Genomic DNA, 24,685 nt, shown 5'->3' on the forward strand with positions numbered 1-24,685 from the left:
AGGGGGCGTCGGCCTCAGGGGCGGGCGTCCTCAAGCTCGGGTGGGGAGGTCGCCGGAGCCCCGAGCCTGTTCGGAGCGACCCCCACTCGCCGTGCCTGCCACAGCAGGATCGCCATCATCACCAGGGTGGAGACGGCGCTGATCCCGGCAGCACCGAAGGTGCTCGTCGTCCCCTCGGTGACATAGGCCCCCTCGAGCCCGCCCAGCAGCGTGAGCATGAGGATCAGGACGAGGTTGTTCACCACGTGCAGGGCGATCGCGGCCTCGAGGCCGCCGGTGCGCCAGGTGAGGTAGCAGGCGGCGACCGCCAGCGTGCCCAGGTCGAGGAGGATCCACGGGTCCAGCGAAGTGTGCGCGAGGGCGAAGAGCGCGGCCGAGAGGACCGTGCCGACGACGAGCGCGAGCACCGGCCGACGGATCCACGCGCCGACGCCCTGCATCAGTGCGCCGCGGAAGGCGACCTCCTCGCCGGCCGACTGCAGCGGGGTGGTGAGGAGCGTGATGACGAGCAGCCACGGCCAGTGCTGCGGGCGTTCCCCGGCCTCGCCGCCGTCGATGAACCACATGGCGACGAGCCAGGAACCCCAGATGAGCGTCGTCACAAGCATCGCCCGGCCGAGCCAGCGCCAGCGGATCCGACCGGTGACGGAGAAGAGCGCGCCCACCGGCCGCCAGTGCCCCACCCGGGTGGCGACGATGGCAGCGGGGATGAGGGCCGCGAGCATGAGGTTGCCCATGAGCATGGGGATCGGGGCAATGAGGTCGACGCCCGCCGGGTCCGCGGCGCTGTCGAGCATGCTCGGGTCGAGGACCGCCCACACCAGGGTGAGGGTGAGGGCGAGCACGACGAAGGTCGCGGTGCCCGTGGCCAGCGCCAGCAGGGGGCGCCACCACCGGTAGCCGGAGGTGCGCATCTGGTGGACGTAGCTGAGCGGCCCCTCGTCGGGCAGCGGGGCGAAGGGCGAGCGGGTCGGCCCGGGTGCGCCCGGCCGGGTGGTGGCTCGAGCTGCGAGGTGGGCTCGCGCCGCCGCGACGAACCCGGTGAGCAGCGGGTGCAGACCGGCGTCCGTGGCCAGGGGGTGGTCGACGAGCATGACGAAGGGGGCGCCCCCCGCCGTGATGACCGCCGGCTCGGCGCCCCGATGGGCCTCGGCGGACCAGAGCGTCCCAGCGGGGGCAAGGTACTCGGCGCCTCGGCGGGCGCCGTTCGCCGTCGCCGGCAGCTGGAGGGGTGCGTCTCCGAGCGATCCGGCCAGACGGCCGCCGGGCACGGGGCGAAGGGTGTCGCTCTCCCCTTCGCCGGAGCCGAGCGGGCCGACGAGGGGGAGGCACAGGTGCATCGCCCACGAGATCGTCAGGTCGTGGACCGTGGGGTCGCTGCCGGGGGGTGGGGCGAGCAGCCAGATCCCGTCGAGGTCGGTGGCCGGGGTCAGGCCCGGCGGCAGGTGGCTGATCCGGGCTTCCGGGGCCAGTGCTGCGAGGGCGCGCCGCGCGAGGGCCGCACCTGCCTGGTCCTCCCCGACGAGGGCGATGCTCAGGCCTGTCATGGCTCGAGCCTACGGTCCGGTGTCGGCGGCCCGGTGCAAGGGCCGCCGACACCGGTGGGGTCACCCCGTGACGTCGGTCCTGTCCTGGTCCTTCTCCTGCTCGGTCACGGGCAGCTCGCCCGTGACCTCACCGCGGTCCAGGGCCTCCCTGCCGGCGAAGACCGCCTCCTCAGGCACACCACGCACCTTGGTGACGAACTGCAGGTTCTCCTTGCGCAGGGCGACGATGAAGCTGATGCCGGCCAGGAACATCAGGGTGAACATCGGTAGCCCGATGACCGTGATGACTTGTTGCAGTGCCTCCAGACCCTTGTCTCCGGCGAGGACGATGAGCAGCGCCGCGAGGACGCCCTCGCTGACACCCCAGAAGACGCGCTGGTGCGTCGGACCGGCGTCGCCGTCACCGGTGCAGAGCATGTCGACGACGAGCGACGCGGAGTCGGAGCTCGTCGCGAAGAAGATCGCGACGATGAGCACGGCGAAGCCCTGGATGATGGTCGTGAGCGGGTAGTTCTCGAAGAAGGCGAACATCGACAGGGGGATCGACTCGGCGACGGCCTCGGCGATCGGCCCCTCGGAGCCGTTCATGCCGTCGATGCGCAGAGCCGACCAGCCGAAGACGACGAACCAGATGATGGTGAAGATCGTCGGCGCGAAGAGCACACCGAGGACGAACTCACGCACCGTGCGGCCCTTGGAGATGCGCGCGAGGAAGATGCCCATGAAGGGGGCCCAGCTGACCGTCCACGCCCAGTAGAAGACGGTCCAGCCGCCCTGCCAGCCCCAGCCGTCCTCCTTGGTGACCGGGGACAGGGCGTCGTTCCAGAGCATGAGCTCCGGCAGCGCCGAGATGAAGTTGCCGGTGGTCTCGAAGAGTTCCCGGGTGAGGAAGAGCGTCATCCCGCCGGTGAGGAAGACGAAGACCATCAGGCCGATGGCCATGACGATGTTGATGTTCGACAGCAGCTTCACGCCCTTGTCCATGCCCCGGATGATGGAGGTGACCGCCACGATCTCCAGCGCGACGATGATCAGCACCTGCAGGGTGGTGGTGTTCTCCCACCCGAAGAGCTCGCCGAGTCCGGCCCCGATCTGCGAGGTGCCCAGGCCGATGGACACGGCGACACCGAAGAGGGTTCCGAGGATGGCGAGGATGTCGATGGAGCGACCGATCGGGCCGTAGATGCCGTCCTTGAGGAAGGGGTAGAAGACCGAGCTGACGCGCACGGGCAGCTCGTAGCGGTGGATGAAGTACGCGAAGGCGAGGCCGGGAAGGCAGAAGATCGCCCAGGTGTGCAGGCTCAGGTGGTAGAGCGCGAAGTTCATCCCGTCCGTGGCCGCCTCCACGCTGTACGGCTCGACGCCGGCCCTCGGGGGGGTGGAGTAGTGCGAGATCGGCTCGGCCACGCCCCAGAACATGAGGATGGTGCCGATGCCACCGGCGAAGAGCATGGCGAACCACGACGGGAAGCTGTACTGCGGCGGCTCGTCCTTGCGTCCCAGCTGTACCTGTCCGTACGGGCTGATCGCGACGCCCAGCAGCATGACGACCCAGACGGTGACACCGAAGATGAAGTACCAGCCGAGGTTGGTGACGATCCACTCGCGGCCCGCGCCGAAGCTGCTGTTCAGCTGGTCGGGGAAGAGGAGGAGGATGATCAGGAAGAGGATCATCAGACCGGCCGAGACGAAGAAGATCGTCGGTTGGGTCCGCAGTCGGAGTTTGCGTGCCAATGCGTCCATGTCGGTTCCTTCCCGAGTGCGGGTGACGAGCGTCCGGCCGCGTCGTCCGGTGTCGGACACGACCAAGGGATCCGGCGAGTGTCGCAGGTCAGGGGTCGCATGGGTGGATTTCGCCGCGCCCACTGCGTGGCGTATCCTCGAGTGTCGGTCCCGTGTGTGCTGCACCTTCCCGATGACGGAGGGTGCGCACCAGCGTGACCGGACACCGGTGGCGGCCATCCAGGCACCACCATCAACGGATTGAGAGGGTATGGCCAAGAAGGACGGTGTCATCGAGGTCGAGGGCACGATCATCGAAGCACTCCCGAACGCGAGTTTTCGGGTGGAGCTGACGAATGGTCACAAGGTTCTCGCCCACATCTCGGGCAAGATGCGGCAGCACTACATCCGGATCCTCCCCGAGGACAAGGTCGTGGTGGAGCTCAGCCCGTACGACCTGACCCGCGGCCGTATCGTCTTCCGCTACCGCTGATCGAGGCGGTCGTCGCCTGACGACGACCGACGAGTGAGGCACACGAGCACGACCCGTCGCCACGCACCGGGGGCGGGACAGATCGAGACAGATGCGAGACGGCAATGAAGGTTCAGCCGAGCGTCAAGAAGATCTGCGACAAGTGCAAGGTGATCCGCCGCAACGGCCGGGTCATGGTGATCTGCGACAACCTGCGCCACAAGCAGCGCCAGGGCTGATCGCGGTCCACCAGGACCGGTAAGGCGGGGAACCGGGCTCTTGTCGCCCAGATCCTCGAGCAACGCCACGAAGAAGCACGCACCACCCGGCCCCTCTCCCTTCGCGGGAGCGGACGTCACCCTCGGCTCGGAGGCCGAGGACCGCACGGCCCGCACACGAGCGGGACACCCCGGCGGACTGGTGGTGTACCAGACCTCCGAACAGAAGATAAGGAAGCCATCACATGGCACGTCTTGTTGGAGTCGACCTCCCGCGCGAGAAGCGCATCGAGGTCGCCCTGACCTACATCTTCGGTGTGGGACGCACAACCGCACAGAAGGCTCTCGCCGCTACCGACATCGACCCGAGCGTTCGCGTGAAGGACCTGGGTGACGACCAGCTCGTCGCCCTCCGCAACCACCTCGAGACGAATGTCCAGCATGAGGGTGACCTCCGCCGTGAGGTCGCCGCTGACATCCGCCGCAAGGTCGAGATCGGCACCTACGAGGGTCTGCGGCACCGTCGCGGTCTCCCGGTGCGCGGTCAGCGCACGAAGACCAATGCCCGGACCCGCAAGGGCCCGAAGCGGACCGTCGCCGGCAAGAAGAAGTCCTGACGCCTCACCAGAGCGCAGGGGTGCGACAGCGCCCAGCGGCCTCGTGAGCACCACACACCGAAGCACTTCGTAGGAGAAACATGCCCCCCAAGACCCGCGCCACCAAGGTGCGCCGCAAGGTCAAGAAGAATGTGTCCGTGGGCCAGGCCCACATCAAGAGCACGTTCAACAACACCATCATCTCGATCACCGACCCCACCGGCGCCGTGATCTCGTGGGCCTCTGCCGGCCAGGTCGGCTTCAAGGGTTCGCGCAAGTCCACCCCGTATGCCGCCCAGATGGCCGCCGAGGCCGCCGCGCGTCGCGCCATGGAGCACGGCATGAAGAAGGTCGACGTCTTCGTCAAGGGCCCCGGTTCCGGTCGTGAGACCGCGATCCGCTCCCTGACCGCTGCCGGCCTCGAGGTCGGCGCGATCCAGGACGTCACGCCCAGTCCGCACAACGGTGTCCGCCCGCCCAAGCGCCGTCGCGTCTGAGCAGCAGAGATACGGGAGAGAAGATAACCCATGGCTCGTTACACCGGCCCCATCACCAAGAAGTCCCGTCGACTCAAGCTCGACCTCGTCGGCGGCGACAAGAACTTTGAGCTCCGTCCCTTCCCGCCCGGCCAGCACGGCCGTCGGCGGATCCAGGAGAAGGAGTACCTGACCCAGCTGCAGGAGAAGCAGAAGGCTCGCTTCACCTACGGCATCATGGAGAAGCAGTTCGTCCGGTACTACAAGGAGGCGGCCAACCGCCCCGGCCAGACCGGTCACAACCTGCTGATCATCCTCGAGTCGCGACTCGACAACGTCGTCTACCGTGCCGGGCTCGCCCGCACGCGTCGTCAGGCCCGTCAGCTGGTCACGCACGGCCACTTCGAGGTCAACGGCACGCGCACCAACGTGCCCAGCCAGCGTGTCGAGCAGTACGACATCGTCACGGTCCGCAAGCAGTCGGTCGAGGCCTTCCCGATCCAGCTCGCACGTGAGACCTTCGGCGAGCGTCCGACTCCGGCGTGGCTCCACGTCATCCCCGGCAGCCTCAAGATCCTCGTGCACCAGCTGCCGACCCGTGAGCAGATCGACACGCCGCTCACCGAGCAGCTCATCGTCGAGCTCTACTCCAAGAACTGACCCCAGTTCATCCAGGGTGGCCCCCGCGGACCGATGCGGGGGCCACCGCCCGGGTCACGCCCGGGCGCCTTCACGAGGCGTCATATAGCGGTCGCCCGTGGGAAGGAAGATCACCGTGCTCATCGCACAGCGCCCGAACCTGACCGAAGAGGTCCTCGCCGACAACCGTTCGCGGTTCGCCATCGAGCCTCTCGAGCCCGGCTTCGGCTACACCATCGGCAACTCCCTGCGCCGCACTCTGCTCTCGAGCATCCCGGGTGCCTCGCTGACCTCGATCCGGATCGACGGGGTGCTCCACGAGTTCTCCACGATCCCCGGGGTCAAGGAGGACGTCACCGAGGTCATCCTCAACATCAAGTCCCTCGTCGTCTCCAGCGAGAACGACGAGCCGGTCGTGATGTACCTGCGCAAGTCCGGTGCCGGTGCGGTGACGGCCGCCGACATCAACCCGCCGGCCGGTGTCGAGGTCCACAACCCCGACCTGCACATCGCCACGCTCAACGACAAGGGCTCCGTCGAGATGGAGCTCACCGTCGAGCGCGGCCGCGGTTACGTCTCCGCGCAGCAGAACAAGTCCGGTGACCAGGAGATCGGTCGCATCCCGGTCGACTCCATCTACTCGCCGGTGCTCGCCGTGACCTACAAGGTCGAGGCGACCCGTGTCGAGCAACGCACCGACTTCGACAAGCTCGTCGTCGACGTGGAGACGAAGAACTCGATCGCCCCCCGGGACGCGCTGGCCTCCGCCGGCAAGACCCTCGTCGAGCTCTTCGGCCTCGCCCGCGAGCTCAACGTCGAGGCCGAGGGCATCGACATGGGCCCGTCGCCGACGGACGCCGCTGTTGCCGCCGACATGGCGCTGCCGATCGAGGACCTCGACCTGACGGTTCGTTCCTACAACTGCCTCAAGCGCGAGGGCATCCACACCGTGGGTGAGCTCGTCGGGCGCAGCGAGGCGGACCTGCTCGACATCCGCAACTTCGGTGCCAAGTCGATCGACGAGGTCAAGGCCAAGCTGCACGAGATGGGTCTGGCCCTCAAGGACAGCCCCCCCGGCTTCGACCCCACGTCCATCCCCGGCTACGGCGAGGACGACTACGACGAGTCCGGCGACGAGGATGCCTCGTTCGCCGAGGACGAGCAGCTCTGACCCACCGCCCTTCGACCTGACCGCCACGAGCGGTGAGGTCAGACCTCTTTAGGAGAACACCATGCCCACCCCGACCAAGGGCCCCCGTATCGGGGGCGGCCCGGCCCACGAGCGCCTCATCCTGGCGAACCTGGCCACGTCGCTCTTCGAGTACGACCAGATCACCACGACCCAGGCGAAGGCCAAGCGGCTTCGCCCGCTCGCCGAGCGTCTGCTCACCTTCGCCAAGCGCGGTGACCTGCACGCCCGTCGCAAGGTCATGACGGTGATCAAGGACAAGGGCGTCGTCCACCGTCTCTTCGTCGAGATCGCCCCCGACGTGGCCGACCGCCCGGGTGGCTACACCCGGATCACGAAGATCGCGCCGCGCAAGGGCGACAACGCCCCCATGTGCGTGATCGAGCTCGTCCGCGAGCCGCTCAACGCCAAGCCGAAGCGCGCCGTCGTCGCCGAGGCGGAGGGTGCTGCGAAGCGCTCCGCCAAGGACGAGGCAGCCACGGACGAGGCAGCCACGGAGGCCGTCGAGACCGAGGCCACCGACGAGCCCGCCGAGACCGAGGCCACCGACGAGACGGCCGACACCGAGGGCAAGCAGACCGACGCCTGAGTGTGACCGCCGCAAGGGCGCCGCTTCCCACCAAGGGGGCGGCGCCCTTCGTCGTGATGAGAGGGCCCTGCTGCCGGCGGCCCCGTGCGGTGGTGCCGGTGCCGGGACCACCGCTTCGAGGCACCCGGCGCTCGCCTACGCTGACCCGCATGCGGCTGCGTCTCGACCTCGCCTACGACGGCACCGACTTCCACGGCTGGGCCGCTCAGCCGGGGCTGCGCACGGTCGAGGGCGAGCTGACCGCATCCGTGGCGAGGGTCCTGCGCCTGTCGGAGCCGGCGCGGGTCACCGTCGCCGGACGCACCGACGCCGGCGTGCACGCGCTCGGCCAGGTGGTCCATGTCGACCTCGACCCCGCTGACCTCGAGCAGGCCAGGGGCCGCTCGGACCGGGCCCCGCTGCAGGCCCTGCTCACCCGGCTGCGCGGCGTGCTGCCCGACGACATCGTGGTGCAGGCGGCGACCGAGGCGCCCGAGGGCTTCGACGCGCGCTTCTCCGCGACGAGCCGGCGCTACCGCTACCTCGTCGGCGATGACCCGTCGACCGCGGACCCCCTTCGCCGCCGGGAGGTGGTCGCCCTGCGCACCCCCCTCGACGTCGAGGCGATGAACGCCGCGACGCAGCGACTGCTCGGCCTGCGCAACTTCGCCGCCTTCTGCAAGAAGCGACCGGGGGCGAGCACGACGCGCACGCTGCTGCGCTACGACTGGCGGCGGCGGGAGGACGGCCTGCTCGAGGCGACGGTCCTCGCGGACGCCTTCTGCCACTCGATGGTGCGGGCCCTCATCGGGGCGCTGGTCCCGGTGGGGGCGGGGGAGCGCGGCGTCGAGTGGCCGGAGCGGGTGCTCACCGAGGCGGCCCGCGACCCGCGGGTCAAGGTCATGCCCGCGCACGGCCTCTGCCTCGTCGAGGTGACCTACCCCCCGGCGGAGCAGCTCGCCGCCCGGGCGCAGGAGGCCAGGGCACGCCGCGAGGACTAGCTCACTCGCGCAGGGCGCTGCCCGGAGGCAGCGGCCACCAGCGCCAGCCCAGGACGCCGACGACCTGGTCGGCGCGCACGAAGCGCGCAGTGCACTGGACGTCACCCGTGCTGCCCCGGCAGGCCGAGACGGAGTCAGCGCTGTCGGAGCGGTTGTCGCCGAGGACGAGGTAGGAGTCCGTGGGCACGGTGGTCCGGGCGAAGCAGCGTGGCGAGGGTGACCCCTCCCCGGTGCAGTCCCGCTCCCCGCGATCGAAGGGCAGGTCCCGCTCCACATAGGGCTCCTCGAGAGGGGTCCCGTCGATGAGGACCCGTCCCTCCGGGTCGCAGCACGAGACGGTCTCGCCCGGCAGGCCGATGACCCGCTTGACCGTGTGGGCCCGGTGGCTCGGGCCGACGCCGAGGACGTCGCCGACGTGGCGCACGAGGTTCTTGACCGCGTCGGGCTCCCGGATCCGGTCCTCGTCCCAGGTCTCGCCGTGGCCGAAGACGACCACCTCGCCGCGCTGGAGGTCCTCCCCGTCGACACCGAGGACCTTCGCGACGACACGGTCGCCCGTCATGATCGTCGGCTCCATCGACCCGGAGGGGACGACGAAGGGCCGCACGAGCGTGTGGGTGACCACGGCGATGACGGCGAAGGAGATCACGAGCCGGACGAGGACGTCGAACGCCCAGTGCCGCTGGCGCCTCTCCGGTCGTTGGCTCACGCAGGCCAGACTATGCCCGGCGCGGGAGCGGGGTCAGGCCGACGACGGCCGTGACCCGCCGGGCCCCGGGGGTGCCGGCGCCGCGACGCCGGTAGCGGTCGAGGACCGCACCGAGCTCGGCTCGCAGGGCCGCGAGCTGGGTCTCGTCGACGAGGACCTCCGTGTCGTCGAGCCCGCACTCCTCCTGCCACACCAGGGGCCAGGAGACCTGCGCGTCGACCCAGCCGTGGAGTCGCTGGGCGTGGTGGTCGACGAGGTCGTGGGCGAGCCAGAGGGCGTCGGCGAGCTCGTCGGCGTCGGAGATCGTGCTCACGGCGACCGAGGTGTCGACCCCGCGCTCCTCGTCCTCCTCCGCCGCGGCCCAGACCCGGGAGCGGCCGTCACCGAGCCCCGTGTCGTCGACGAGGCCGGCCTCGGCGAGGACCCGCGCGTGGTAGCTCGTGGCCCCCGTGTTGCTGCTCAGCGCCCGGGCGAGGTCGGCCGCCGTCGCGGCGCCGTGCAGCCGCAGGTGGGCGAGGATGCGGGAGCGAAGGGGGTGCGCCAGCAGGCGCCAGGGGGCGGGCCCGGAGGCGCCGGGAGGCTCGTCGACCATGCCCCGATGATTGCACAAGTATTGTGCAATCATCGGCGGCCGCCGCGGGCGTGACCGGCCGATGCCCCGAAGAACCCCGGTATGGCGCGGGTTTCGGGGCTCCCCGGTGGATTTCGGTCGCCCGTCGCGCGTCCGTAGAATGGTGTGCAGCGGCGCCGCGCCCTCACCGGCTGGCGGCGCCACCCCCTTCGTCCGGCGAAGGGGGCCGCACGTACCCACGAGAGCAGAAGGCATCACTCATGCGCACGTACTCCCCCAAGGGCGGTGAGATCACCCGTCAGTGGCACATCATCGACGCCACCGACGTCGTGCTCGGCCGACTCGCGAGCCAGACCGCCACGCTGCTGCGCGGCAAGCACAAGACGACCTTTGCCCCCCACCTGGACACGGGCGACTTCGTCATCATCATCAACGCCGACAAGATCGCGCTCACCGGAGCCAAGGCCGAGAAGAAGCGCGCCTACCGCCACTCGGGCCACCCGGGCGGCCTGTCCTCCATGAACTACACCGAGATGCTCGAGAAGCACCCGACGCGCGCCGTCGAGAAGGCCGTGCGTGGCATGCTCCCGCGCAACAGCCTCGGCCGCCAGCAGCTGGACAAGCTCAAGGTGTTCGCCGGTGCCGAGCACCCGCACGCCGCCCAGCAGCCCACCCCCTACACGATCTCGCAGGTCGCGCAGTAAGCGCTGCCGAGAAGGAAATCAGAGGCAATATCGTGGCTGACACCACCGAAAACGCAGAGCAGTCCCAGGTGCTCGAGGGCGACGAGCCCGAGCTGAGCTCCTACACCTCCGAGTCCGACGGCTCCGTCGGCACGAGCGAGGAGCCCGCGCGCCGTCCCTCGGCCTCCGCTCCCGGCGCGTCCACCGGCCGTCGCAAGCAGGCCATCGCCCGCGTCCGGATCGTCCCGGGCACCGGCGAGTGGAAGGTCAACGGGCGCACGCTCGAGGAGTACTTCCCGAACAAGGTCCACCAGCAGATCGTCAACGAGCCGCTCACTGCGCTCGAGCTCGACGGCGCCTACGACGTGCTCGTGCGCGTCCACGGCGGTGGCCCCTCCGGCCAGGCCGGCGCCGTGCGTCTCGGCGTCGCCCGCTCGCTCAACGGGGTCGACCCGGAGCTCAACCGCGCCACGCTGAAGAAGGCCGGCTACCTCACCCGGGACGCCCGCGTCCCGGAGCGCAAGAAGGCCGGTCTGAAGAAGGCCCGCAAGGCGCCGCAGTACAGCAAGCGCTGATCCGCAGCTCCACGCGCGAAGGGCGCCGCTCCCCGATCGGGGGCGGCGCCCTTCGTCCGTGCTGGGGGCGACGAGGTGCCTCGACGGGCGTCGTCGGCCGGCTCAGGGAAGGGGACGACCGGCGCGCATCTCGTCGACGAGGGCGCGGGTCACCGAGACGAGGTCACCACCGTGATCGGCCGCGACGGCGAGCTGGCGCTGGTAGCTCGCACCGGTCCGGATGATGTCCTCGACCATGGCCAGCTCCGCAGAGCAGCCGAGCCGGCGGGCAACCGGCTCCAGGCGCTGGAGCAGGTCGTGCAGCTCGTCGGTGACCAGGCGTTCCCGGTTGCGCGAGTCGAGGATGATGATCGCGTCCATCCCGTACCGGGCGGTGCGCCACTTGTTCTCCTGGACGTGCCACGGCGGCAGCGACGGGATGGTGCCGCCGTCGGTGAGCCGGTCGTCAAGGTGGACGACCAGGCACTGCGTCAGGGCGGTGAGCGCGGCGATCTCCTGCAACGTGGGGACGCCGTCGCAGACACGCATCTCCAGCGTGCCCAGCGGGGGCGCCGGTCGCAGGTCCCAGCGCACCTCCTTCAGCTCGTCGATGACCCCGGTGACGAGCAGGTCGCTGACGTACCGCTCGTACTCGGCCCAGTGCTCGAACTGGAAGGGCAGGCCCGCCGTGGGCAGCTGCTGGAAGAGCAGCGCCCGGTTGCTCGCGTAGTCGGTGGGGACCCCGCCCCACCACGGGGAGGAGGCGGAGAGCGCCTGCAGGTGAGGGGCATAGGAGAGCATGCCGCTGAGGAGGGGCAGGACCTTGTCGCGGTGGGTCACGCCGACGTGGGTGTGCAGCCCGTAGATGATCATCTGCCGGCCCCACCAGCGGGTGCGGTCGATGAGGGTGGCGTACCGCTCACCCTCGGTGACCTCCTGGCTCTCCCAGCGGGCGAAGGGGTGCGTCCCGGCCGAGAGCAGCTCGAGGCCGAGGCCGTCGGTGATGCCCCGCAGCCGCTCGAGGCTCGCGGAGAGGTCCTCGATGACCTCGGGGACGGTCTGGCAGACGCCGGTGACGAGCTCGACGGTGTTGTTGAGCAGCTCGCGGTGCACCTTGGGGGAGAAGCCCTCGTCACCCGCGAGGGCGTCGAGGACGCTCTCCGCGAGGGGGACGAGGTCCAGGGTCTCCCGGTCGAGCAGTGCGATCTCCCACTCGACGCCGAGTGTCGGGCCCGCAGACGGCGTGAACTCGATCATCGTGGCCTCTCGATGCCGTAACGGTGGGGCGGCCAGCGTAACCGAGCGGTATCGTGGCGGAGCCCGTCCTCGTGGCCCTGCCACCAGCATGTACCCGGACGGTCGTCCCACGGAAGGTTCGCACCATGCCCCGACTCTTCGGCACCGACGGTGTCCGCGGCCTCGCCAACGGCGAGGTCATCACCGCCGACTTCGCCCTCCGTCTGGCCCAGGCCGCCGCCCGCGTCCTGCGTGACCCGGAGGGCACCGAAGGGAGGCGCCCCGTCGCCGTCGTGGGGCGGGACCCGCGCGCGTCCGGGGAGTTCCTCTCCGCGGCCGTCGTGGCGGGCCTGGCGAGCAGCGGGATCGACGTGCTCGACGCGGGGGTCGTCCCGACCCCTGCGGTGGCCTTCCTCACGGGCGAGGTGCACGCCGACTTCGGCGTCATGCTGTCCGCCTCGCACAACGCGATGCCCGACAACGGCATCAAGTTCTTCGCCGCCGGTGGCCACAAGCTGCCCGATGCCGTCGAGGACGCCATCGAGGCGGTCCTGGGCGAGGTGCCCGAGCGTCCGACCGGGGTCGACGTCGGTCGGGTGACCCTCATGGAGGACGCCGGTACGCGCTATGTGCGTCACCTCCTCGACGCCGTCGAGCCGCGGCTCGAGGGGTTGACGATCGTCATCGATGCCGCCCACGGTGCCGCGAGCGAGGTCTCGCCCGAGGTCTTCCGACTCGCCGGGGCCGAGGTGCACGTCATCGGGGCGCGGCCCGACGGTCTGAACATCAACGACGGGTGCGGCTCGACCCACCTGGAGGTCCTGCAGGCGGCGGTCGTCGAGCACGGCGCCGACCTCGGCATCGCGCACGACGGGGACGCCGACAGGTGCCTAGCCGTGGATGCCGACGGCACGGTGGTCGACGGCGACCAGATCATGGCGATCCTCGCCCTGTCGCTGAAGGACCACGGCACCCTCGTCGACGACACGCTCGTCGCGACGGTCATGAGCAACCTCGGCCTCATGCAGGCGATGGAGGCCGCCGGCATCACCGTCGTGCAGGCGGGGGTCGGTGACCGGTACGTCCTGGAGGAGATGCGCCGCGGGGGATACTCGCTCGGCGGTGAGCAGTCCGGCCACGTGATCCTCCTGGAGCACGCGACGACCGGAGACGGTGTGCTCACCGGCCTCATGCTCGCGGCCCGGGTCGCCGAGACGGGCCGCAGCATCGCCGACCTCGCCGGAGCGATGACCCGGATGCCGCAGGTGCTCATCAACGTCAAGGACGTCGACAAGCACCGCGTCGACGGCGACGAGGGTGTGCGCGCTGCGGTCACCCAGGTGGAGACCTCCCTGGCCAGTGCGGGCCGCGTCCTGCTGCGCAAGTCCGGCACCGAGGCCGTCGTGCGGGTCATGGTCGAGGCGGACACGCACGAGCGTGCCCTGGCCAGCGCCGAGCGCCTCTCCGTCGTCGTCCGGGAGCGCCTCGCCCTCTGACCGTCGCCCGCCGCCCCCTTCGCCGCCTCCCCTTCGCATCTGCCTAGGCACATGCGAAGGGGGGCGGGCGCAAGGGAGTCAGACCGCGGGCACGTCGAAGTAGGAGTGGCGGGTGCACCGATCCGGCCGACCGCCGCGAGGGTCTCCTCGTCGCTCCAGCCGGAGACGCCGCCGTGGACCTGGATGACCCCACCGGCATTGGCGACGACGTCGGGGACGAAGGTGATGCCTGCCTCGCGCAGGGCCTCGGCGCAGCCGGGGTCGTCGAGGGTGTCGTTGGCCGCACCGGCGATGATCCGGGCGGGGATGCGGGCGACTGGTGTCGACGTCCGCGACGGTGAGCCTCGCCCCGTCGGCGTGCGCGAGCCGGGCGACCTCCGCGCCGACGCCGCCGACACCGGACGACGACCTCCGCCCCGGCGAGGCCACTTCGCCGTGGCGGTGGATGGCTGCGGCCCGCATGGCCGCGTCGACGCCACGAGCGGTGAAGGGGGAGGGGCTGACCTCGTCGCAGAAGGCCCGGGCGCCCCCGTCGTCGCGGATGGTCTGCATGTCCTCCAGCAGGGTGCCCATGTCGACGCCGGGGACCCTGCGGGGGCGATCTCCCCCTCGAGCATCACCACGGACTTCGCTCCGCCGTAGGGGAGCTCGGCGAGGGCGTGCTTGAGGGTCATGGCGGCAGCGAGTCGCTGGGCCTCGCGTGCGGTAGTCGTGCCACCCATGGTGGCAGGGGCCATCGGGCCGGGGACGGCGCACTGTCCCCGGGGTGGTGGCGGGTCAGAGGTGCTGCGCGATCAGACCGGTGTCGACGTCGTAGAGGAAGCCGCCGACCTCGATGCCGGCGGGCACGAGCGGGTGCGAGCGCACGGCGGCGACGTCCTGCTCCAGGGCGGCCATCTGGTCGTGGACGACGCTGAATCCCTGCCAGGAGGCGTCCTGCCCGGCGGCGTCACCGATCTTCTGGCGCAACTCGGCCTCGGAGGAGGTCGTCATCGCGCAGCGGGTGTGCGGGATGACGAGGACGCGCTTGACGTTGAGCAGGTGCACGCCGAGCACGATGGCCTCGAGCGCCGCCGAGGTGACCCGCCCGCCCGGGTTGCGGAAGATCTTCGCGTCGCCGGGGGAGAGCCCGAGCATGCCGAGCGGGTCGATCCGCGAGTCCATGCAGGTGACGATCGCGACGCCCGCGTGGGCGATCCCGTCGAAGCCGCTGAGGGAGAAGGTCGTCGCGAACTCGCGGTTCGCTGCCAGGAGGTCGTCGAAGGCGTCGTTCATGAGGCCACGGTAAACCCGACGCGAGGCATCACGAATCAATTCCGGAGCAGGATCACAACCGCGTAACTGTGGCATTGGACACGGTGGGGGTGTAGACATCAGATCGGCAGGATGAGAGGACGGAGCGACGTGAACACACGACGACGAGGTCGGATCGCCTTTGTGGCAGCGGCGGGTACGGCAGCCGCTCTCGGGCTGGCGGCATGCGGTGGCGGCGACGGGTCCAGCGGCGGGACGCAGCTCACCTGGTACATCAACCCCGACGGCGGCGGCTCTGATCCCGACGGCGGCGGCCAGGCGCAGCTCGCCAAGGAGTGCACCGACGCCTCGAAGGGGGCGTACGACATCGGGATCCAGGTGCTGCCCAACGGCGCGAGCGACCAGCGCCAGCAGCTGCTGCGCCGGCTGGCCTCCGGCGACACCGGGGTCGACATCATGTCGATCGACCCGGTCTTCGTCGCGGAGTTCGCCGAGGCCGGATACCTGGCCAAGGTGCCCGACGACAAGCAGGAGACCTTCAGCGACGACGCCGTCGAGCCGGCCGTGACGAACACCGAGTGGAAGGACGAGATGTACGCGGCGCCCTTCTGGGCCAACACCCAGTTGCTCTGGTACCGCACATCGGTCGCCAAGAAGGCCGGTCTCGACATGACGAAGCCGGTGACGTGGGACCAGGTCATCCGGGCCGCACAGAAGAGCGACACGAACGTCGGGGTCCAGGCCTCGCCCTACGAGGGCTACGTGGTCTGGATCAATGCGCTCGTCGAGGGCGCCGGCGAACACATCGTGCGCAACCCCGAGGCCGACGGGAAGGACCTGAAGTTCGGTCTCGAGTCGGCGGGAGGCAAGAAGGCTGCCTCGGTCATCCACGACCTGTCGAAGGCGAAGGTCGGTGGCCCGGCGCTCGGGTCGACCGACGAGACGACCACGCTGGACATGTTCCAGAACGAGCGGGCCGGCTTCATGGTCAACTGGCCCTACGTCTACGCCGCCCTCAAGGGCGCCGAGGTCGACTGGATGGATGATCTCGCCTGGACCCGCTACCCGCAGACGGTCAAGGGCGAGGACTCCAAGCCGCCGCTCGGTGGTATCGAGATGGGCGTGAGCGAGGCCTCCGAGCACCCGGAGGAGGCGTGGGACGCCGTCGAGTGCCTCACCTCGCAGGAGAGCCAGACGACGTACATGCTCGGGACGGGAAATCCGGCCGCCCGCAAGGCGGTGTACGACGACGCGGAGGTGAAGAAGGAGTTCCCGATGGCGGCCCTGATCCGCCAGTCCCTGGACTCCAGCGCGCCGCGGCCCCTGACCCAGTACTACGGTGACGTCTCCGCCGGCATCCAGCGCGAGTACAGCCCGCCCGGCTCGGTCGACGCTGACTCGACCCCGAAGCAGGCGACGACGCTGCTCCAGGACGTGCTGAAGGGGGATGCGTTGCTGTGAGTGCAGTGACCGACAGGGGGAGTGACACCCCGACGCATCGGAAGAAGAAGACCGGGCTCTCCGACCGGGCACGCAGCGAGCAGCATCTCGGGTGGAGGCTGGCGATGCCGGCCTTCGTCATCATGCTCCTGGTCACCGCCTACCCGATCCTCCAGGCGATCTGGAACAGCTTCTTCTACTACCGGCTGACCGACCCCGACAACCGGGAGTTCGTCGGGCTGCAGAACTACCTCGTCTCCTTCACCGACGAGGTCTTCTGGAAGGCGATGTGGATGACCGTGCTCGTCACGGTGATCACCGTGGTCGTCGAGCTCGTCTTCGGTTTCATCATCGCGCTCGTGATGCACCGGATCGTCATCCCGCGACGGACCCTGCGCACGGTCGTGCTCATCCCGTACTCGATCATCACGGTCGTCTCGGGTTTCACCTGGCTCTACGCCTTCCGCACCGACACCGGGTTCGTCAACAACTGGATCAACTGGATACCGGGGATCGACCCGAACTACGACTGGTTCGGCAGCTTCTGGCCCTCGGTCTTCGTCATCTCCCTGTCGGAGATCTGGAAGACGACGCCCTTCATGTCGCTGCTGCTCCTCGCCGGCCTCGCCCAGGTCGACTCCTCGATGGAGGAGGCGGCGAAGGTGGACGGGGCCTCCTGGATCCAGGTGCTGGTCAAGGTCATCCTGCCGAGCATGAAGGCGGCCGTCATGGTCGCGCTGCTCTTTCGCACCCTCGACGCGTTCCGCATCTTCGACAACATCTTCATCATGACCGGAGGCGCCAATGACACGGCGTCGTTGTCGATGCTCATCTACCGACAAACCATCGACCGCACGGAGATCGGACTGGGATCGGCGCTGTCGGTGATCCTCTTCCTCTGCGTGCTGGTCATCGCCGCGGTGTTCGTCAAACTGTTCAAGGTCGACCTGGCCGAAGGGAGGAGCTGACATGGCGAAGACGTCAGCGAAGGGCACGGGACTGTGGTCGATCCTGGCGGTGCCGATCATGGTGTGGACGATGTTGATGCTGCTGTGGATGCTCTCGTTGTCCCTGAAGAGCGCCGACACCCTGGCCAACCCGGACGCGAGCTTCCTGGGCAACTTCTGGCCGAAGGACCCGACGCTCGACAACTACCGGCTGATCTTCACCGGCGGTGCGAGTGATCTGTTCATGCCGGCGCTGCGCAACTCGCTCATCGTCTGCCTGCTCGCCACCTTCATCTCGGTGGTCCTGGCGATGTTCTGCGCCTATGCGATCTCCCGTCTGGAGTTCAAGGGCAAGAAGATGATCCTCACGACAGCCCTCGCGGTGAGCTTCTTCCCCGTGGTCGCCATGGTCACCCCGCTGTTCGAGGTGTGGAGCAAGACGGGTCTCTTCGACACGATCCCCGGGCTGGTCATCCCCTACCTCGCGCTGACGCTGCCGCTGTCCATCTGGACGATGTCGGCCTTCTTCCAGCAGATCCCCTGGGAGATGGAGCAGGCCGCCCAGGTGGACGGGGCGACGAGCTGGCAGGCCTTCCGCAAGGTCATCATCCCCCTGGCCGCCCCCGGTGTCTTCACCACGGCGATCATCACCTTCTTCATCGCGTGGAACGACTTCGTCTTCGCGATCTCGCTCACCTCGGACAAGGCACGCACCGTTCCGGCCGCGCTCGCCTTCTTCACCGGCGCGAGCCAGTTCGAGCAGCCGACGGGCGCCATCATGGCGGCCGCGGTCGTCGTCACCATCCCCGTCGTCATCCTCGTGCTGATCTTCCAGCGCCGGATCGTCGCCGGGCTGACCTCGGGCGCCGTCAAGGGCTGAGGCCCGGCCTGAAGAAACAGGAGAACACCCCATGGCTGAGATCACTTTGACCAACCTCGTGAAGAAGTACGGTGACGGCTTCCCGGCGATCAACGACGTGAGCCTGGACATCAAGGACGGCGAGTTCATGATCTTCGTCGGCCCGTCGGGCTGCGGGAAGTCGACGCTGCTGCGGATGGTCGTCGGGCTGGAGGACATCACGAGCGGTGAGCTGCAGATCGACGGCAAGCAGGTCAACGAGCTGTCGCCGAAGGACCGCAACCTGTCGATGGTCTTCCAGAACTACGCGCTCTACCCGCACCTGACGGTCTTCGAGAACATCGCCTTCCCCCTTCGCCTGGCCAAGGGCAAGCACACGCACGACGAGATCGACGCGAAGGTGCGCAAGGCCAGCGCGATGCTCGAGCTCGACGAGCACCTCGAGCGCAAGCCGGCCAACCTCTCCGGTGGTCAGCGTCAGCGCGTGGCGATGGGGCGGGCCATCGTGCGCGACGCCGACGCCTTCCTCTTCGACGAGCCGCTGTCCAACCTCGACGCGAAGCTGCGCGGGCAGATGCGCACGGAGATCTCCCGGATGCAGCGCCGCCTGGGCACGACGACGATCTACGTCACGCACGACCAGACCGAGGCGCTCACCCTCGGGGACCGGGTGTCCGTGCTCAAGAAGGGCGTGCTGCAGCAGTGCTCCAGCCCGCGCGAGCTCTACGACCAGCCGGTCAACCTCTTCGTGGCCGGCTTCATCGGGACGCCGCCGATGAACTTCCTCCCGGCGGAGGTGAGCGGCGACGAGCTCGTGCTGCCCTTCTGCTCGGTGCCGATCCCGCAGATCGCCCAGGAGCGCGTGCGGGGCCGCGACCTGCTCATCGTGGGGATCCGCCCCGAGCACATCAAGGACGCCGACCTGGGTGACGAGACGGCCAACGGGGTGCGCTTCGATGCCGTCGTCGACCAGACGGAGTGGCTGGGCAACGAGCAGTACGCCTACGTGCCCTTCGACGTCGAGGGCGATGTCAAGGCCAAGCTCGACGAGCTGGACAAGGACCTCGACGGCGAGGGGATGCGCACCCAGATGGTCGTCAACCTCGACCCGCGCTCACGCGTGCGTGAGGGCGATGTCGCCCACTTCGTCTTCAACCCGGCCCTGATGCACGTCTTCGACCCGGAGACCGGCGACTGCCTCACCCGGGACGACGACGCGGCCGCGGAGATCGCCCGTCAGTCCGAGGAGGACCGCCAGCGGGCCCTGACCCGGGCGCGCGAGCGCGAGGCGGAGCAGCAGACCGCCTGATCCCCCCCTTCGCATCTGCCTAGGCAGATGCCCGGCGGAGGTCGCATCTGCCTAGGCAGATGTGACCGGGCCTGGAACTGGACCGCATCTGCCTAGGCAGATGCGGATCAGCGGAGTGGGGCGATCCCCAGGTCGGCGCGGCTGGGGGCGTGCGCGCCGAGGCGGGCGACGGTGCGCGCGGAGGCGTCGACGCCGCGGGTGACCGCCGCGGTGACCGCCGCACCCTTGGCCTTGCGCAGGCGGGAGCGAGCCTCCGGCCCCCCGAGCAGCCCCACGTCGAGGAGCGCGGAGAGCATCCCCGCCATGAACGAGTCCCCGGCGCCGACGGTGTCGGCGACCTCGACGCCGGCGCCGGGCACCGTCACGGTGCGGCCGGACGGGAGGAGCGCCAGGGCCCCCTTCGCCCCACGGGTGCACACGAGGACGGTGGGCCCGAGGTCGCGCCAGCCGTGCAGCCAGTCGGTGAGGCCCTGCTCGTCGAGGGGGCGACCGGCGAGCCACTCCAGGTCGTCGTCGCTCGCCTTGACGACATCGCTCACCGCCACGCGCCGCTCGACCTCGCCGAGCGTGGCGCCGCGGTCCCGCACGAGCGAAGGGCGGATGTTCGGGTCGTAGGAGACGGTCCCGACCCGACGTCCGCCACCCATCGCCGCGAGGACGTCCACCCCACCCGGTCGCAGCAGGGCGCCGATCGATCCGGTGTGCAGGTGCCCGGTGCGCTCGGGCAGCTCGGGGACGCGCCAGGCGATGTCGAAGGTGTACTCCGCCCGGCCCTGCTCGTCGAGGGTCGCGGTGGCCACCGTGGTGTCCTCGGCCCGGTCGCTGCCGGGCACGAGATCGACGCCGGCGTCGGACACGTGGGCGCCGATGGCGGCGCCCCCCTCGTCACGTCCGAAGTACGTGGCCAACGAGACGCGGTGGTCCAGTCGGGCCAGGCCGACGGCGACGTTGAGGGGGCTGCCGCCCACGTGTCGGGTGCTCGACCCGTCCGGGGTGCGGACGACGTCGATGAGCGACTCCCCGATGACGAGGGTTCGGCTCGGTGCGGAGCGGCGGGCCGCCACGGTCAGGAGGGCAGTTCGGGGGAGAGGCGCTCGACCTTGGTCAGGTTGTGGTGCGCCTCGACCATGCGGGTCGTGCCGGACTTGCTGCGCATGACCAGCGACTCGGTCGTCGCCCCACCGGCGCGGTAGCGCACGCCCCGCAGCAGCTCGCCGTCGGTGATGCCGGTCGCGACGAAGTAGCAGTTGTCGGTCCGGACGAGGTCATCGGTCGTGAGGACCCGCTCCAGGTCGTGCCCGGAGTCGATGGCGTGCTGGCGCTCCTCGTCGTCGCGGGGCCACAGCCGCCCCTGGATGGTCCCCCCGAGGCACTTGATCGCGCAGGCGGTGATGATGCCCTCGGGGGTGCCGCCGACGCCGAGCAGCAGGTCGATGCCCGTGTCCGGACGGGCGGCCATGATCGCGCCGGCGACGTCACCGTCGGAGATGAAGCGGATCCGGGCGCCGGCCGCTCGCACCTCGTCGGCGAGCCCCGAGTGACGCGGCCGGTCGAGCATGACGACGGTGACGTCGTCGGCGTGGGTGCGCTTGGCCTGGGCGATGCGGCGGATGTTCTCGGCGACGGGCAGACGGATGTCGACGCTGTCGGCGGCCTCGGGACCGGTGACGAGCTTGTCCATGTAGAACACGGCGCTCGGGTCGAGCATCGTGCCGCGGTCGGCGACGGCCATGACGCTCACGGCGTTGGTCATCCCCTTCGCCGTGAGGGTGGTCCCGTCGATCGGGTCGACCGCGACGTCGCAGGCGGGGCCCTGACCGTCGCCGACCGCTTCGCCGTTGTAGAGCATCGGGGCCTCGTCCTTCTCGCCCTCACCGATGATGACGACCCCGTCCATGCGCACGCCGGAGATCATCGAGCGCATGGCGTCGACGGCGGCACCGTCGGCGCGGTTCTTGTCTCCGCGGCCGACCCACCGTCCGCCGGCGAGGGCGGCGGCCTCGGTGACGCGGACCAGCTCCATCGCCAGGTTCCGGTCGGGGTGCATGACCCCGGCGCTGGGGACGGGCGTGCTGGACTGGCTCATGGTTCTCCTCCGCGGGGTGGTGCTCGTCGCGCCCGAGCCTATCTGGCGCACTCGGGGGCGCGTGCGACCATGGCTGCCATGAGTTCCGCCCCAGGTGATCCCGCCGAGCCGGCCGTGCAGTCGGTGCCGGCACGTGGCGCGAGCCACTACGCCAAGGGGACCGCGGCGAACATGGTCCGCTCCCTGGCGGTCATCCTCGCGATCTCCCTCGCCATCTTCGCCATGTCCGGCCGCGGCAACAGCCGCTCACCCGAGTCGCTCGACGTGCCGGGGACCGCGCAGCACCGCGCGGAGCAGGCGGGGCAGCCCTTCGCGTACCCCACGGACCTCCCGGACGGCTGGATCGCGACCAATGTGCGCTACGAGCGCTCCACGGACGGCGTCATGGCGTGGAACGCGGGCTACACGACCCCGGACGAGGAGTACGTCTCGGTCCAGCAGGCGGCGGACCCCGAGACGGCGTGGATCACCAGCCAGACCCACGACGGCGAGAGCGTCGGCACGCTGACCACGCAGGACGGGCGGGCCTGGGTCAAGCGCGACCGCGAGGGCCAGGTCCAGCGCAGCCTCGTGCACGAGCCGGCGGCGAAGGGTGAGCTGACGACGATCGTCACCGGCACGGGCAGCTGGAAGCAGCTCGAGGGTTTCGCCAACCGTCTCGTCGAGGCGACGCCCGGGGCGAAGGGCGCTTCAGCCGGCTGATTCCTCGGCCGCCTCGGTGGAGGCGAGGCTCGCCTCGGCCTTGTCGAGCCAGGCCTCGCAGTGGGCCGCGAGGGCCTCGCCGCGCTGCCACAGCCGCATGCTCTCCTCGAGACCGGCCTGACCCCCTTCGAGCCGGGCCACGAGCTCCACGAGCTCCTGGCGCGCCTGCTCATAGGTCAGGTCGGCGACATCGGTCTCATCGGGCTGGGTCGGCTGCTCGGTCATGCCCCAACCCTAGGTCGGGGGCGGTGGTTCACGCGTCGGTGACCCGCACGGCGAAGTCCCCGTCCGCGACGGTCACGCGCAGCAGGTCCTCGACCTCGAGGCCCTCACGGGCGGCGATGACCTCCCCGTCGGGCCGTTGGACGATCGCGTAGCCGCGCTCGAGGGTCGAGGCGGGGGAGAGCACCCGTGCCTGGGCCCGCAGGTGGGTGACGCGGTCGCGCTCGCGGTGCAACCTGGCCTCGAGCCGGCCGTGGGACCGACGGCGCAGCGACTCGATGACCTCCCGCTGGGCCCGCACGAAGGCGGTGCGGTCGGTCAGGACCGGCCGGGAGGTCAGCTCGACGAGCCGGCGGCGCTCCCGCTCCACGTGGGCGGACAGGCTCGCCCACGCCCGGGTGCGGGCGTCGACGATGCCGGCGCGCTCGGCCGCGGCGTCGGGGCAGACGAGCTTGGCCGCGTCCGTCGGGGTCGAGGCGCGCACGTCGGCGACGAGGTCGAGCAGGGGTGTGTCGACGTCGTGCCCGATCGCGCTGACGACGGGAGTGCGGGCGGAGGCCACGGCCCGGACCATCGTCTCGTTGCTGAAGGAGAGCAGGTCCTCCACGGACCCGCCCCCGCGGGTGACGATGATGACGTCGACGTCCTCGACGGCGTCGAGCTCGGCGATCGCCGCGCTGACCTCGGCCACGGCGCCAGCGCCCTGGACCGCGACCTGGCGGATGGCGAAGGGCAGGCCCGGCCACCGGCGGTGGGCGTTCTCGATGACGTCCCGCTCGGCGGCGCTCGCCCGGCCGCAGACTAGCCCGACCCGGCGGGGGAGGAAGGGGAGCGACCGCTTGCGGGAGGCATCGAAGAGGCCCTCGGAACGCAGGTTCTGCTTGAGGTACTCGATCCGGGCCAGCAGCTCACCGACTCCCACGGGCCGGATCTGGCGCACGTCCATCGACAGCGAGCCGCGCTGGGGCCAGTAGCTCGGCTTGGCCTGCACGACGACGCGGGCTCCCTCGCCGAGCGGGGCGGGCATCGCGTCGAGGGCGTTGACGCGGACCATGCACGACAGCGACATGTTGACGTCGGGGTCGCGCAGGGTGAGGAAGGCGGTGCGTGCCCCGGGGCGGCGGTTGAGCTGGACGACCTGCCCCTCGACCCAGGTGACCGACATCCGGTCGACGTAGTCGGCGATCTTCATGCTCAGCACGCGGACCGGCCACGGTTGCTCCGCGGTGGTGTCGGCGGCCTTGTCGGGAAGGGGGGGGCTCACGGGCGCGCCGGTGTCGGAGCGGGCGGCCGGGCGCGGCCGGCGTCCCGGGCGGGCAGCAGCGCGGTGCCGTAGACAAGCAGGTCGATGACCAGGGACTGGCGGCCGCGCGAGCCGCTGCTCATGTCGATGTGGCTGGTCTCGATGCGGATGTTGGCGACCCCGAGGGCCTCCTGCGCGGCGGCGTGCTCGAGCATCCGCACGGTGGCCAGGCGCCGGGCCAGGTCGACCTGCTCGTGGAGGCTCGTGGCGTGGCCACCCACGAGGTTGCGCCACCCCGTCGCCCAGCGCGAGGGGAAGTCGGCTGCGTAGGCGACGCTGCCGTGGACCAGGCCGGTCGGGCCCGGGTGCTGGGTGACCTCGGTGTTGACCTGCAGCAGGTGGGCCAGCTGCGGCTCGCGCTGGGCGAGGAGCTGCTGGCTCGCCGCGCGGCGGCGGAACCCCACGATCAGGGCGTAGAGCGGGATGGACAGCGGGAGCCCGATGACGAGCAGGAGGCAGAGGCTGCCGATGAGGAGTCCAACGACCTCGCCGGGCTCCATCAGCGCTGCTCCGACGCAGCCTGCTCCAGCACCACGGCCGTGCCGTAGGCGTAGATCTCGGCCGCCCCCGGCGCGACCGACGCGGTCGTGAAGCGCACGTTGACGACGGCATTGGCGCCCATCTGCTGCGCTTGGGTGACCATCCGGCCGATGGCCTCGTTGCGGCTCTCGGTGAGCAGCTCGGTGTAGGCCTGCAGCTCGCCGCCGGCGAGGTTCTTGAAGCCCGAGAGGATGTCGCGGCCGAGGTGCTTCGCCCGCACGGTGTTGCCGTTGACCAGCCCCAGGGTGCGGGTGACTCGGGCGCCCGGGACCGTCTCGGTGTTGCTGAGGAACATCGCTTCTCCTGCTCGTGGCCACGTGTCGGCCCCAGTCAATCAGGTCACCGG

The 24,685-nt window shown here is 70.1% G+C and carries 28 protein-coding genes and 1 pseudogene; 16 read left to right on the forward strand and 13 right to left on the reverse strand.

What is annotated here, in order from left to right; translation table 11 throughout:
- Positions 1 to 14: 14 nt before the first annotated feature.
- Together ACR9E9_RS06060 and ACR9E9_RS06065 are read right to left on the reverse strand one after the other, a co-directional pair.
- The gene (locus tag ACR9E9_RS06060; RefSeq protein WP_435202687.1) at positions 15 to 1,547 is read right to left on the reverse strand and encodes a CPBP family intramembrane glutamic endopeptidase; all 1,533 of its coding nucleotides are present in this window, start codon (positions 1,545 to 1,547) and stop codon (positions 15 to 17) included.
- Positions 1,548 to 1,607: 60 nt separating this feature from the next.
- Entirely contained in the window at positions 1,608 to 3,290 is a 1,683-nt protein-coding gene (locus ACR9E9_RS06065) for a BCCT family transporter (protein WP_435202689.1), read from the reverse strand.
- A gap of 250 nt (positions 3,291 to 3,540) precedes the next feature.
- Between ACR9E9_RS06065 and infA the strand changes: the two genes are divergently transcribed.
- The 8 genes from infA (at position 3,541) to truA (ending at position 8,428) form a co-directional block, all read left to right on the forward strand.
- Positions 3,541 to 3,762 (forward strand): translation initiation factor IF-1, encoded by a 222-nt coding sequence (gene infA / locus ACR9E9_RS06070; protein WP_435202691.1) that lies wholly within the window; start codon positions 3,541 to 3,543, stop codon positions 3,760 to 3,762.
- Between the two features lie 104 nt (positions 3,763 to 3,866).
- Positions 3,867 to 3,980: a 50S ribosomal protein L36 gene (gene rpmJ / locus ACR9E9_RS06075; RefSeq protein ID WP_007928044.1), complete on the forward strand. Its 114-nt coding sequence runs from the start codon at positions 3,867 to 3,869 to the stop codon at positions 3,978 to 3,980.
- A 224-nt stretch (positions 3,981 to 4,204) separates the two neighbouring features.
- Positions 4,205 to 4,576, forward strand: a complete 372-nt coding sequence (rpsM, locus tag ACR9E9_RS06080) for a 30S ribosomal protein S13 (protein WP_435202694.1) — start codon at positions 4,205 to 4,207, stop codon at positions 4,574 to 4,576.
- An 80-nt stretch (positions 4,577 to 4,656) separates the two neighbouring features.
- A complete protein-coding gene (rpsK, locus tag ACR9E9_RS06085) occupies positions 4,657 to 5,052 on the forward strand; it encodes a 30S ribosomal protein S11 (protein ID WP_435202695.1) in 396 nt (131 codons plus the stop codon).
- A 30-nt stretch (positions 5,053 to 5,082) separates the two neighbouring features.
- Positions 5,083 to 5,691, forward strand: coding sequence for a 30S ribosomal protein S4 (gene rpsD / locus ACR9E9_RS06090; protein WP_435202697.1), 609 nt, complete (start codon positions 5,083 to 5,085; stop codon positions 5,689 to 5,691).
- Positions 5,692 to 5,806: 115 nt separating this feature from the next.
- Positions 5,807 to 6,841, forward strand: coding sequence for a DNA-directed RNA polymerase subunit alpha (locus ACR9E9_RS06095; RefSeq protein WP_435202699.1), 1,035 nt, complete (start codon positions 5,807 to 5,809; stop codon positions 6,839 to 6,841).
- 61 nt (positions 6,842 to 6,902) lie between these two features.
- Entirely contained in the window at positions 6,903 to 7,448 is a 546-nt protein-coding gene (gene rplQ, locus ACR9E9_RS06100; protein WP_435202701.1) for a 50S ribosomal protein L17, read from the forward strand.
- A 149-nt stretch (positions 7,449 to 7,597) separates the two neighbouring features.
- Positions 7,598 to 8,428, forward strand: coding sequence for a tRNA pseudouridine(38-40) synthase TruA (gene truA, locus ACR9E9_RS06105; protein WP_435202703.1), 831 nt, complete (start codon positions 7,598 to 7,600; stop codon positions 8,426 to 8,428).
- A 1-nt stretch (position 8,429) separates the two neighbouring features.
- Here truA and lepB read toward each other — a convergent pair whose 3' ends face one another.
- Together lepB and ACR9E9_RS06115 are read right to left on the reverse strand one after the other, a co-directional pair.
- Positions 8,430 to 9,137 carry a signal peptidase I gene (lepB, locus tag ACR9E9_RS06110; protein WP_435202705.1) on the reverse strand — a complete coding sequence of 236 codons (708 nt, stop codon included), beginning with the start codon at positions 9,135 to 9,137 and terminating at the stop codon, positions 8,430 to 8,432.
- Between the two features lie 10 nt (positions 9,138 to 9,147).
- A complete protein-coding gene (locus ACR9E9_RS06115) occupies positions 9,148 to 9,729 on the reverse strand; it encodes a helix-turn-helix domain-containing protein (RefSeq protein ID WP_435202707.1) in 582 nt (193 codons plus the stop codon).
- 239 nt (positions 9,730 to 9,968) lie between these two features.
- Between ACR9E9_RS06115 and rplM the strand changes: the two genes are divergently transcribed.
- Both rplM and rpsI read left to right on the forward strand, forming a co-directional pair.
- On the forward strand, positions 9,969 to 10,412 hold the full coding sequence (gene rplM / locus ACR9E9_RS06120; protein ID WP_435202709.1) for a 50S ribosomal protein L13: 444 nt from the start codon (positions 9,969 to 9,971) through the stop codon (positions 10,410 to 10,412).
- A 32-nt stretch (positions 10,413 to 10,444) separates the two neighbouring features.
- The gene (gene rpsI, locus ACR9E9_RS06125) at positions 10,445 to 10,966 is read left to right on the forward strand and encodes a 30S ribosomal protein S9 (RefSeq protein ID WP_435202711.1); all 522 of its coding nucleotides are present in this window, start codon (positions 10,445 to 10,447) and stop codon (positions 10,964 to 10,966) included.
- A gap of 102 nt (positions 10,967 to 11,068) precedes the next feature.
- Here rpsI and ACR9E9_RS06130 read toward each other — a convergent pair whose 3' ends face one another.
- On the reverse strand, positions 11,069 to 12,202 hold the full coding sequence (locus ACR9E9_RS06130) for a glutamate--cysteine ligase (RefSeq protein ID WP_435202713.1): 1,134 nt from the start codon (positions 12,200 to 12,202) through the stop codon (positions 11,069 to 11,071).
- 125 nt (positions 12,203 to 12,327) lie between these two features.
- On the opposite strand from ACR9E9_RS06130, the gene glmM reads away from it, so the two are divergent.
- Positions 12,328 to 13,677, forward strand: coding sequence for a phosphoglucosamine mutase (gene glmM / locus ACR9E9_RS06135; protein ID WP_435202715.1), 1,350 nt, complete (start codon positions 12,328 to 12,330; stop codon positions 13,675 to 13,677).
- 623 nt (positions 13,678 to 14,300) lie between these two features.
- Here glmM and ACR9E9_RS06140 read toward each other — a convergent pair.
- A pseudogene (locus ACR9E9_RS06140) lies at positions 14,301 to 14,414 on the reverse strand (Glu/Leu/Phe/Val dehydrogenase dimerization domain-containing protein); the annotation flags it as partial.
- 40 nt (positions 14,415 to 14,454) lie between these two features.
- Positions 14,455 to 14,952: a beta-class carbonic anhydrase gene (locus ACR9E9_RS06145; RefSeq protein WP_435202717.1), complete on the reverse strand. Its 498-nt coding sequence runs from the start codon at positions 14,950 to 14,952 to the stop codon at positions 14,455 to 14,457.
- 129 nt (positions 14,953 to 15,081) lie between these two features.
- Here ACR9E9_RS06145 and ACR9E9_RS06150 point away from each other — a divergent pair, with 129 nt between their 5' ends.
- From ACR9E9_RS06150 to ACR9E9_RS06165, 4 genes are read left to right on the forward strand one after another with little or no spacing between them, the layout of a single operon-like run.
- Positions 15,082 to 16,392, forward strand: coding sequence for an extracellular solute-binding protein (locus ACR9E9_RS06150; RefSeq protein ID WP_435202719.1), 1,311 nt, complete (start codon positions 15,082 to 15,084; stop codon positions 16,390 to 16,392).
- Positions 16,389 to 17,339, forward strand: a complete 951-nt coding sequence (locus ACR9E9_RS06155) for a carbohydrate ABC transporter permease (RefSeq protein WP_435202721.1) — start codon at positions 16,389 to 16,391, stop codon at positions 17,337 to 17,339. The genes ACR9E9_RS06150 and ACR9E9_RS06155 overlap by 4 nt, the downstream gene beginning before the upstream one ends.
- 1 nt (position 17,340) lies before the next feature.
- Complete coding sequence (locus ACR9E9_RS06160) at positions 17,341 to 18,198, forward strand: carbohydrate ABC transporter permease (protein ID WP_435202723.1); 858 nt, start codon at positions 17,341 to 17,343, stop codon at positions 18,196 to 18,198.
- A 31-nt stretch (positions 18,199 to 18,229) separates the two neighbouring features.
- Entirely contained in the window at positions 18,230 to 19,486 is a 1,257-nt protein-coding gene (locus ACR9E9_RS06165) for an ABC transporter ATP-binding protein (protein WP_435202725.1), read from the forward strand.
- 107 nt (positions 19,487 to 19,593) lie between these two features.
- Here ACR9E9_RS06165 and ACR9E9_RS06170 read toward each other — a convergent pair whose 3' ends face one another.
- Both ACR9E9_RS06170 and glpX read right to left on the reverse strand, forming a co-directional pair.
- Complete coding sequence (locus ACR9E9_RS06170; protein WP_435202727.1) at positions 19,594 to 20,550, reverse strand: PfkB family carbohydrate kinase; 957 nt, start codon at positions 20,548 to 20,550, stop codon at positions 19,594 to 19,596.
- 2 nt (positions 20,551 to 20,552) lie between these two features.
- Positions 20,553 to 21,572 carry a class II fructose-bisphosphatase gene (gene glpX, locus ACR9E9_RS06175; RefSeq protein WP_435202729.1) on the reverse strand — a complete coding sequence of 340 codons (1,020 nt, stop codon included), beginning with the start codon at positions 21,570 to 21,572 and terminating at the stop codon, positions 20,553 to 20,555.
- Between the two features lie 78 nt (positions 21,573 to 21,650).
- Here glpX and ACR9E9_RS06180 point away from each other — a divergent pair, with 78 nt between their 5' ends.
- Positions 21,651 to 22,274, forward strand: coding sequence for a DUF4245 domain-containing protein (locus tag ACR9E9_RS06180; RefSeq protein WP_435202731.1), 624 nt, complete (start codon positions 21,651 to 21,653; stop codon positions 22,272 to 22,274).
- Here ACR9E9_RS06180 and ACR9E9_RS06185 read toward each other — a convergent pair.
- The 4 genes from ACR9E9_RS06185 to ACR9E9_RS06200 are packed head-to-tail and all read right to left on the reverse strand — an operon-like array spanning position 22,263 to position 24,634.
- On the reverse strand, positions 22,263 to 22,499 hold the full coding sequence (locus tag ACR9E9_RS06185) for an exodeoxyribonuclease VII small subunit (protein ID WP_435202733.1): 237 nt from the start codon (positions 22,497 to 22,499) through the stop codon (positions 22,263 to 22,265). The two genes, ACR9E9_RS06180 and ACR9E9_RS06185, sit on opposite strands and share 12 nt — an antisense overlap.
- A gap of 28 nt (positions 22,500 to 22,527) precedes the next feature.
- A complete protein-coding gene (gene xseA, locus ACR9E9_RS06190; protein WP_435202735.1) occupies positions 22,528 to 23,760 on the reverse strand; it encodes an exodeoxyribonuclease VII large subunit in 1,233 nt (410 codons plus the stop codon).
- Positions 23,757 to 24,299: a heavy metal-binding domain-containing protein gene (locus ACR9E9_RS06195; protein WP_435202737.1), complete on the reverse strand. Its 543-nt coding sequence runs from the start codon at positions 24,297 to 24,299 to the stop codon at positions 23,757 to 23,759. The genes xseA and ACR9E9_RS06195 overlap by 4 nt, the downstream gene beginning before the upstream one ends.
- Complete coding sequence (locus tag ACR9E9_RS06200) at positions 24,299 to 24,634, reverse strand: YbjQ family protein (protein WP_435202739.1); 336 nt, start codon at positions 24,632 to 24,634, stop codon at positions 24,299 to 24,301. Before ACR9E9_RS06200 ends, ACR9E9_RS06195 begins: the two co-directional genes overlap by 1 nt.
- Positions 24,635 to 24,685: the final 51 nt, after the last annotated feature.

The sequence above is a fragment of the Janibacter sp. GS2 genome, from assembly GCF_051200835.1.
In the GTDB taxonomy this organism is placed as follows: domain Bacteria; phylum Actinomycetota; class Actinomycetes; order Actinomycetales; family Dermatophilaceae; genus Janibacter.

What these genes read in the sequence shown, in the direction of transcription:
- ACR9E9_RS06195 (WP_435202737.1), bottom strand. Translation starts at nt 24,299, where the DNA reads ATGGAGCCCGGCGAGGTCGTTGGACTCCTCATCGGCAGCCTCTGCCTC.
- ACR9E9_RS06060 (WP_435202687.1), bottom strand. Translation starts at nt 1,547, where the DNA reads ATGACAGGCCTGAGCATCGCCCTCGTCGGGGAGGACCAGGCAGGTGCG.
- ACR9E9_RS06145 (WP_435202717.1), bottom strand. Translation starts at nt 14,952, where the DNA reads ATGAACGACGCCTTCGACGACCTCCTGGCAGCGAACCGCGAGTTCGCG.
- ACR9E9_RS06115 (WP_435202707.1), bottom strand. Translation starts at nt 9,729, where the DNA reads ATGGTCGACGAGCCTCCCGGCGCCTCCGGGCCCGCCCCCTGGCGCCTG.
- ACR9E9_RS06185 (WP_435202733.1), bottom strand. Translation starts at nt 22,499, where the DNA reads ATGACCGAGCAGCCGACCCAGCCCGATGAGACCGATGTCGCCGACCTG.
- ACR9E9_RS06065 (WP_435202689.1), bottom strand. Translation starts at nt 3,290, where the DNA reads ATGGACGCATTGGCACGCAAACTCCGACTGCGGACCCAACCGACGATC.
- infA (WP_435202691.1), top strand. Translation starts at nt 3,541, where the DNA reads ATGGCCAAGAAGGACGGTGTCATCGAGGTCGAGGGCACGATCATCGAA.
- rplM (WP_435202709.1), top strand. Translation starts at nt 9,969, where the DNA reads ATGCGCACGTACTCCCCCAAGGGCGGTGAGATCACCCGTCAGTGGCAC.
- ACR9E9_RS06130 (WP_435202713.1), bottom strand. Translation starts at nt 12,202, where the DNA reads ATGATCGAGTTCACGCCGTCTGCGGGCCCGACACTCGGCGTCGAGTGG.
- glmM (WP_435202715.1), top strand. Translation starts at nt 12,328, where the DNA reads ATGCCCCGACTCTTCGGCACCGACGGTGTCCGCGGCCTCGCCAACGGC.
- truA (WP_435202703.1), top strand. Translation starts at nt 7,598, where the DNA reads ATGCGGCTGCGTCTCGACCTCGCCTACGACGGCACCGACTTCCACGGC.
- rpsK (WP_435202695.1), top strand. Translation starts at nt 4,657, where the DNA reads ATGCCCCCCAAGACCCGCGCCACCAAGGTGCGCCGCAAGGTCAAGAAG.
- ACR9E9_RS06180 (WP_435202731.1), top strand. Translation starts at nt 21,651, where the DNA reads ATGAGTTCCGCCCCAGGTGATCCCGCCGAGCCGGCCGTGCAGTCGGTG.
- rpmJ (WP_007928044.1), top strand. Translation starts at nt 3,867, where the DNA reads ATGAAGGTTCAGCCGAGCGTCAAGAAGATCTGCGACAAGTGCAAGGTG.
- ACR9E9_RS06165 (WP_435202725.1), top strand. Translation starts at nt 18,230, where the DNA reads ATGGCTGAGATCACTTTGACCAACCTCGTGAAGAAGTACGGTGACGGC.
- ACR9E9_RS06200 (WP_435202739.1), bottom strand. Translation starts at nt 24,634, where the DNA reads ATGTTCCTCAGCAACACCGAGACGGTCCCGGGCGCCCGAGTCACCCGC.
- rplQ (WP_435202701.1), top strand. Translation starts at nt 6,903, where the DNA reads ATGCCCACCCCGACCAAGGGCCCCCGTATCGGGGGCGGCCCGGCCCAC.
- ACR9E9_RS06160 (WP_435202723.1), top strand. Translation starts at nt 17,341, where the DNA reads ATGGCGAAGACGTCAGCGAAGGGCACGGGACTGTGGTCGATCCTGGCG.
- rpsD (WP_435202697.1), top strand. Translation starts at nt 5,083, where the DNA reads ATGGCTCGTTACACCGGCCCCATCACCAAGAAGTCCCGTCGACTCAAG.
- glpX (WP_435202729.1), bottom strand. Translation starts at nt 21,572, where the DNA reads ATGAGCCAGTCCAGCACGCCCGTCCCCAGCGCCGGGGTCATGCACCCC.
- rpsM (WP_435202694.1), top strand. Translation starts at nt 4,205, where the DNA reads ATGGCACGTCTTGTTGGAGTCGACCTCCCGCGCGAGAAGCGCATCGAG.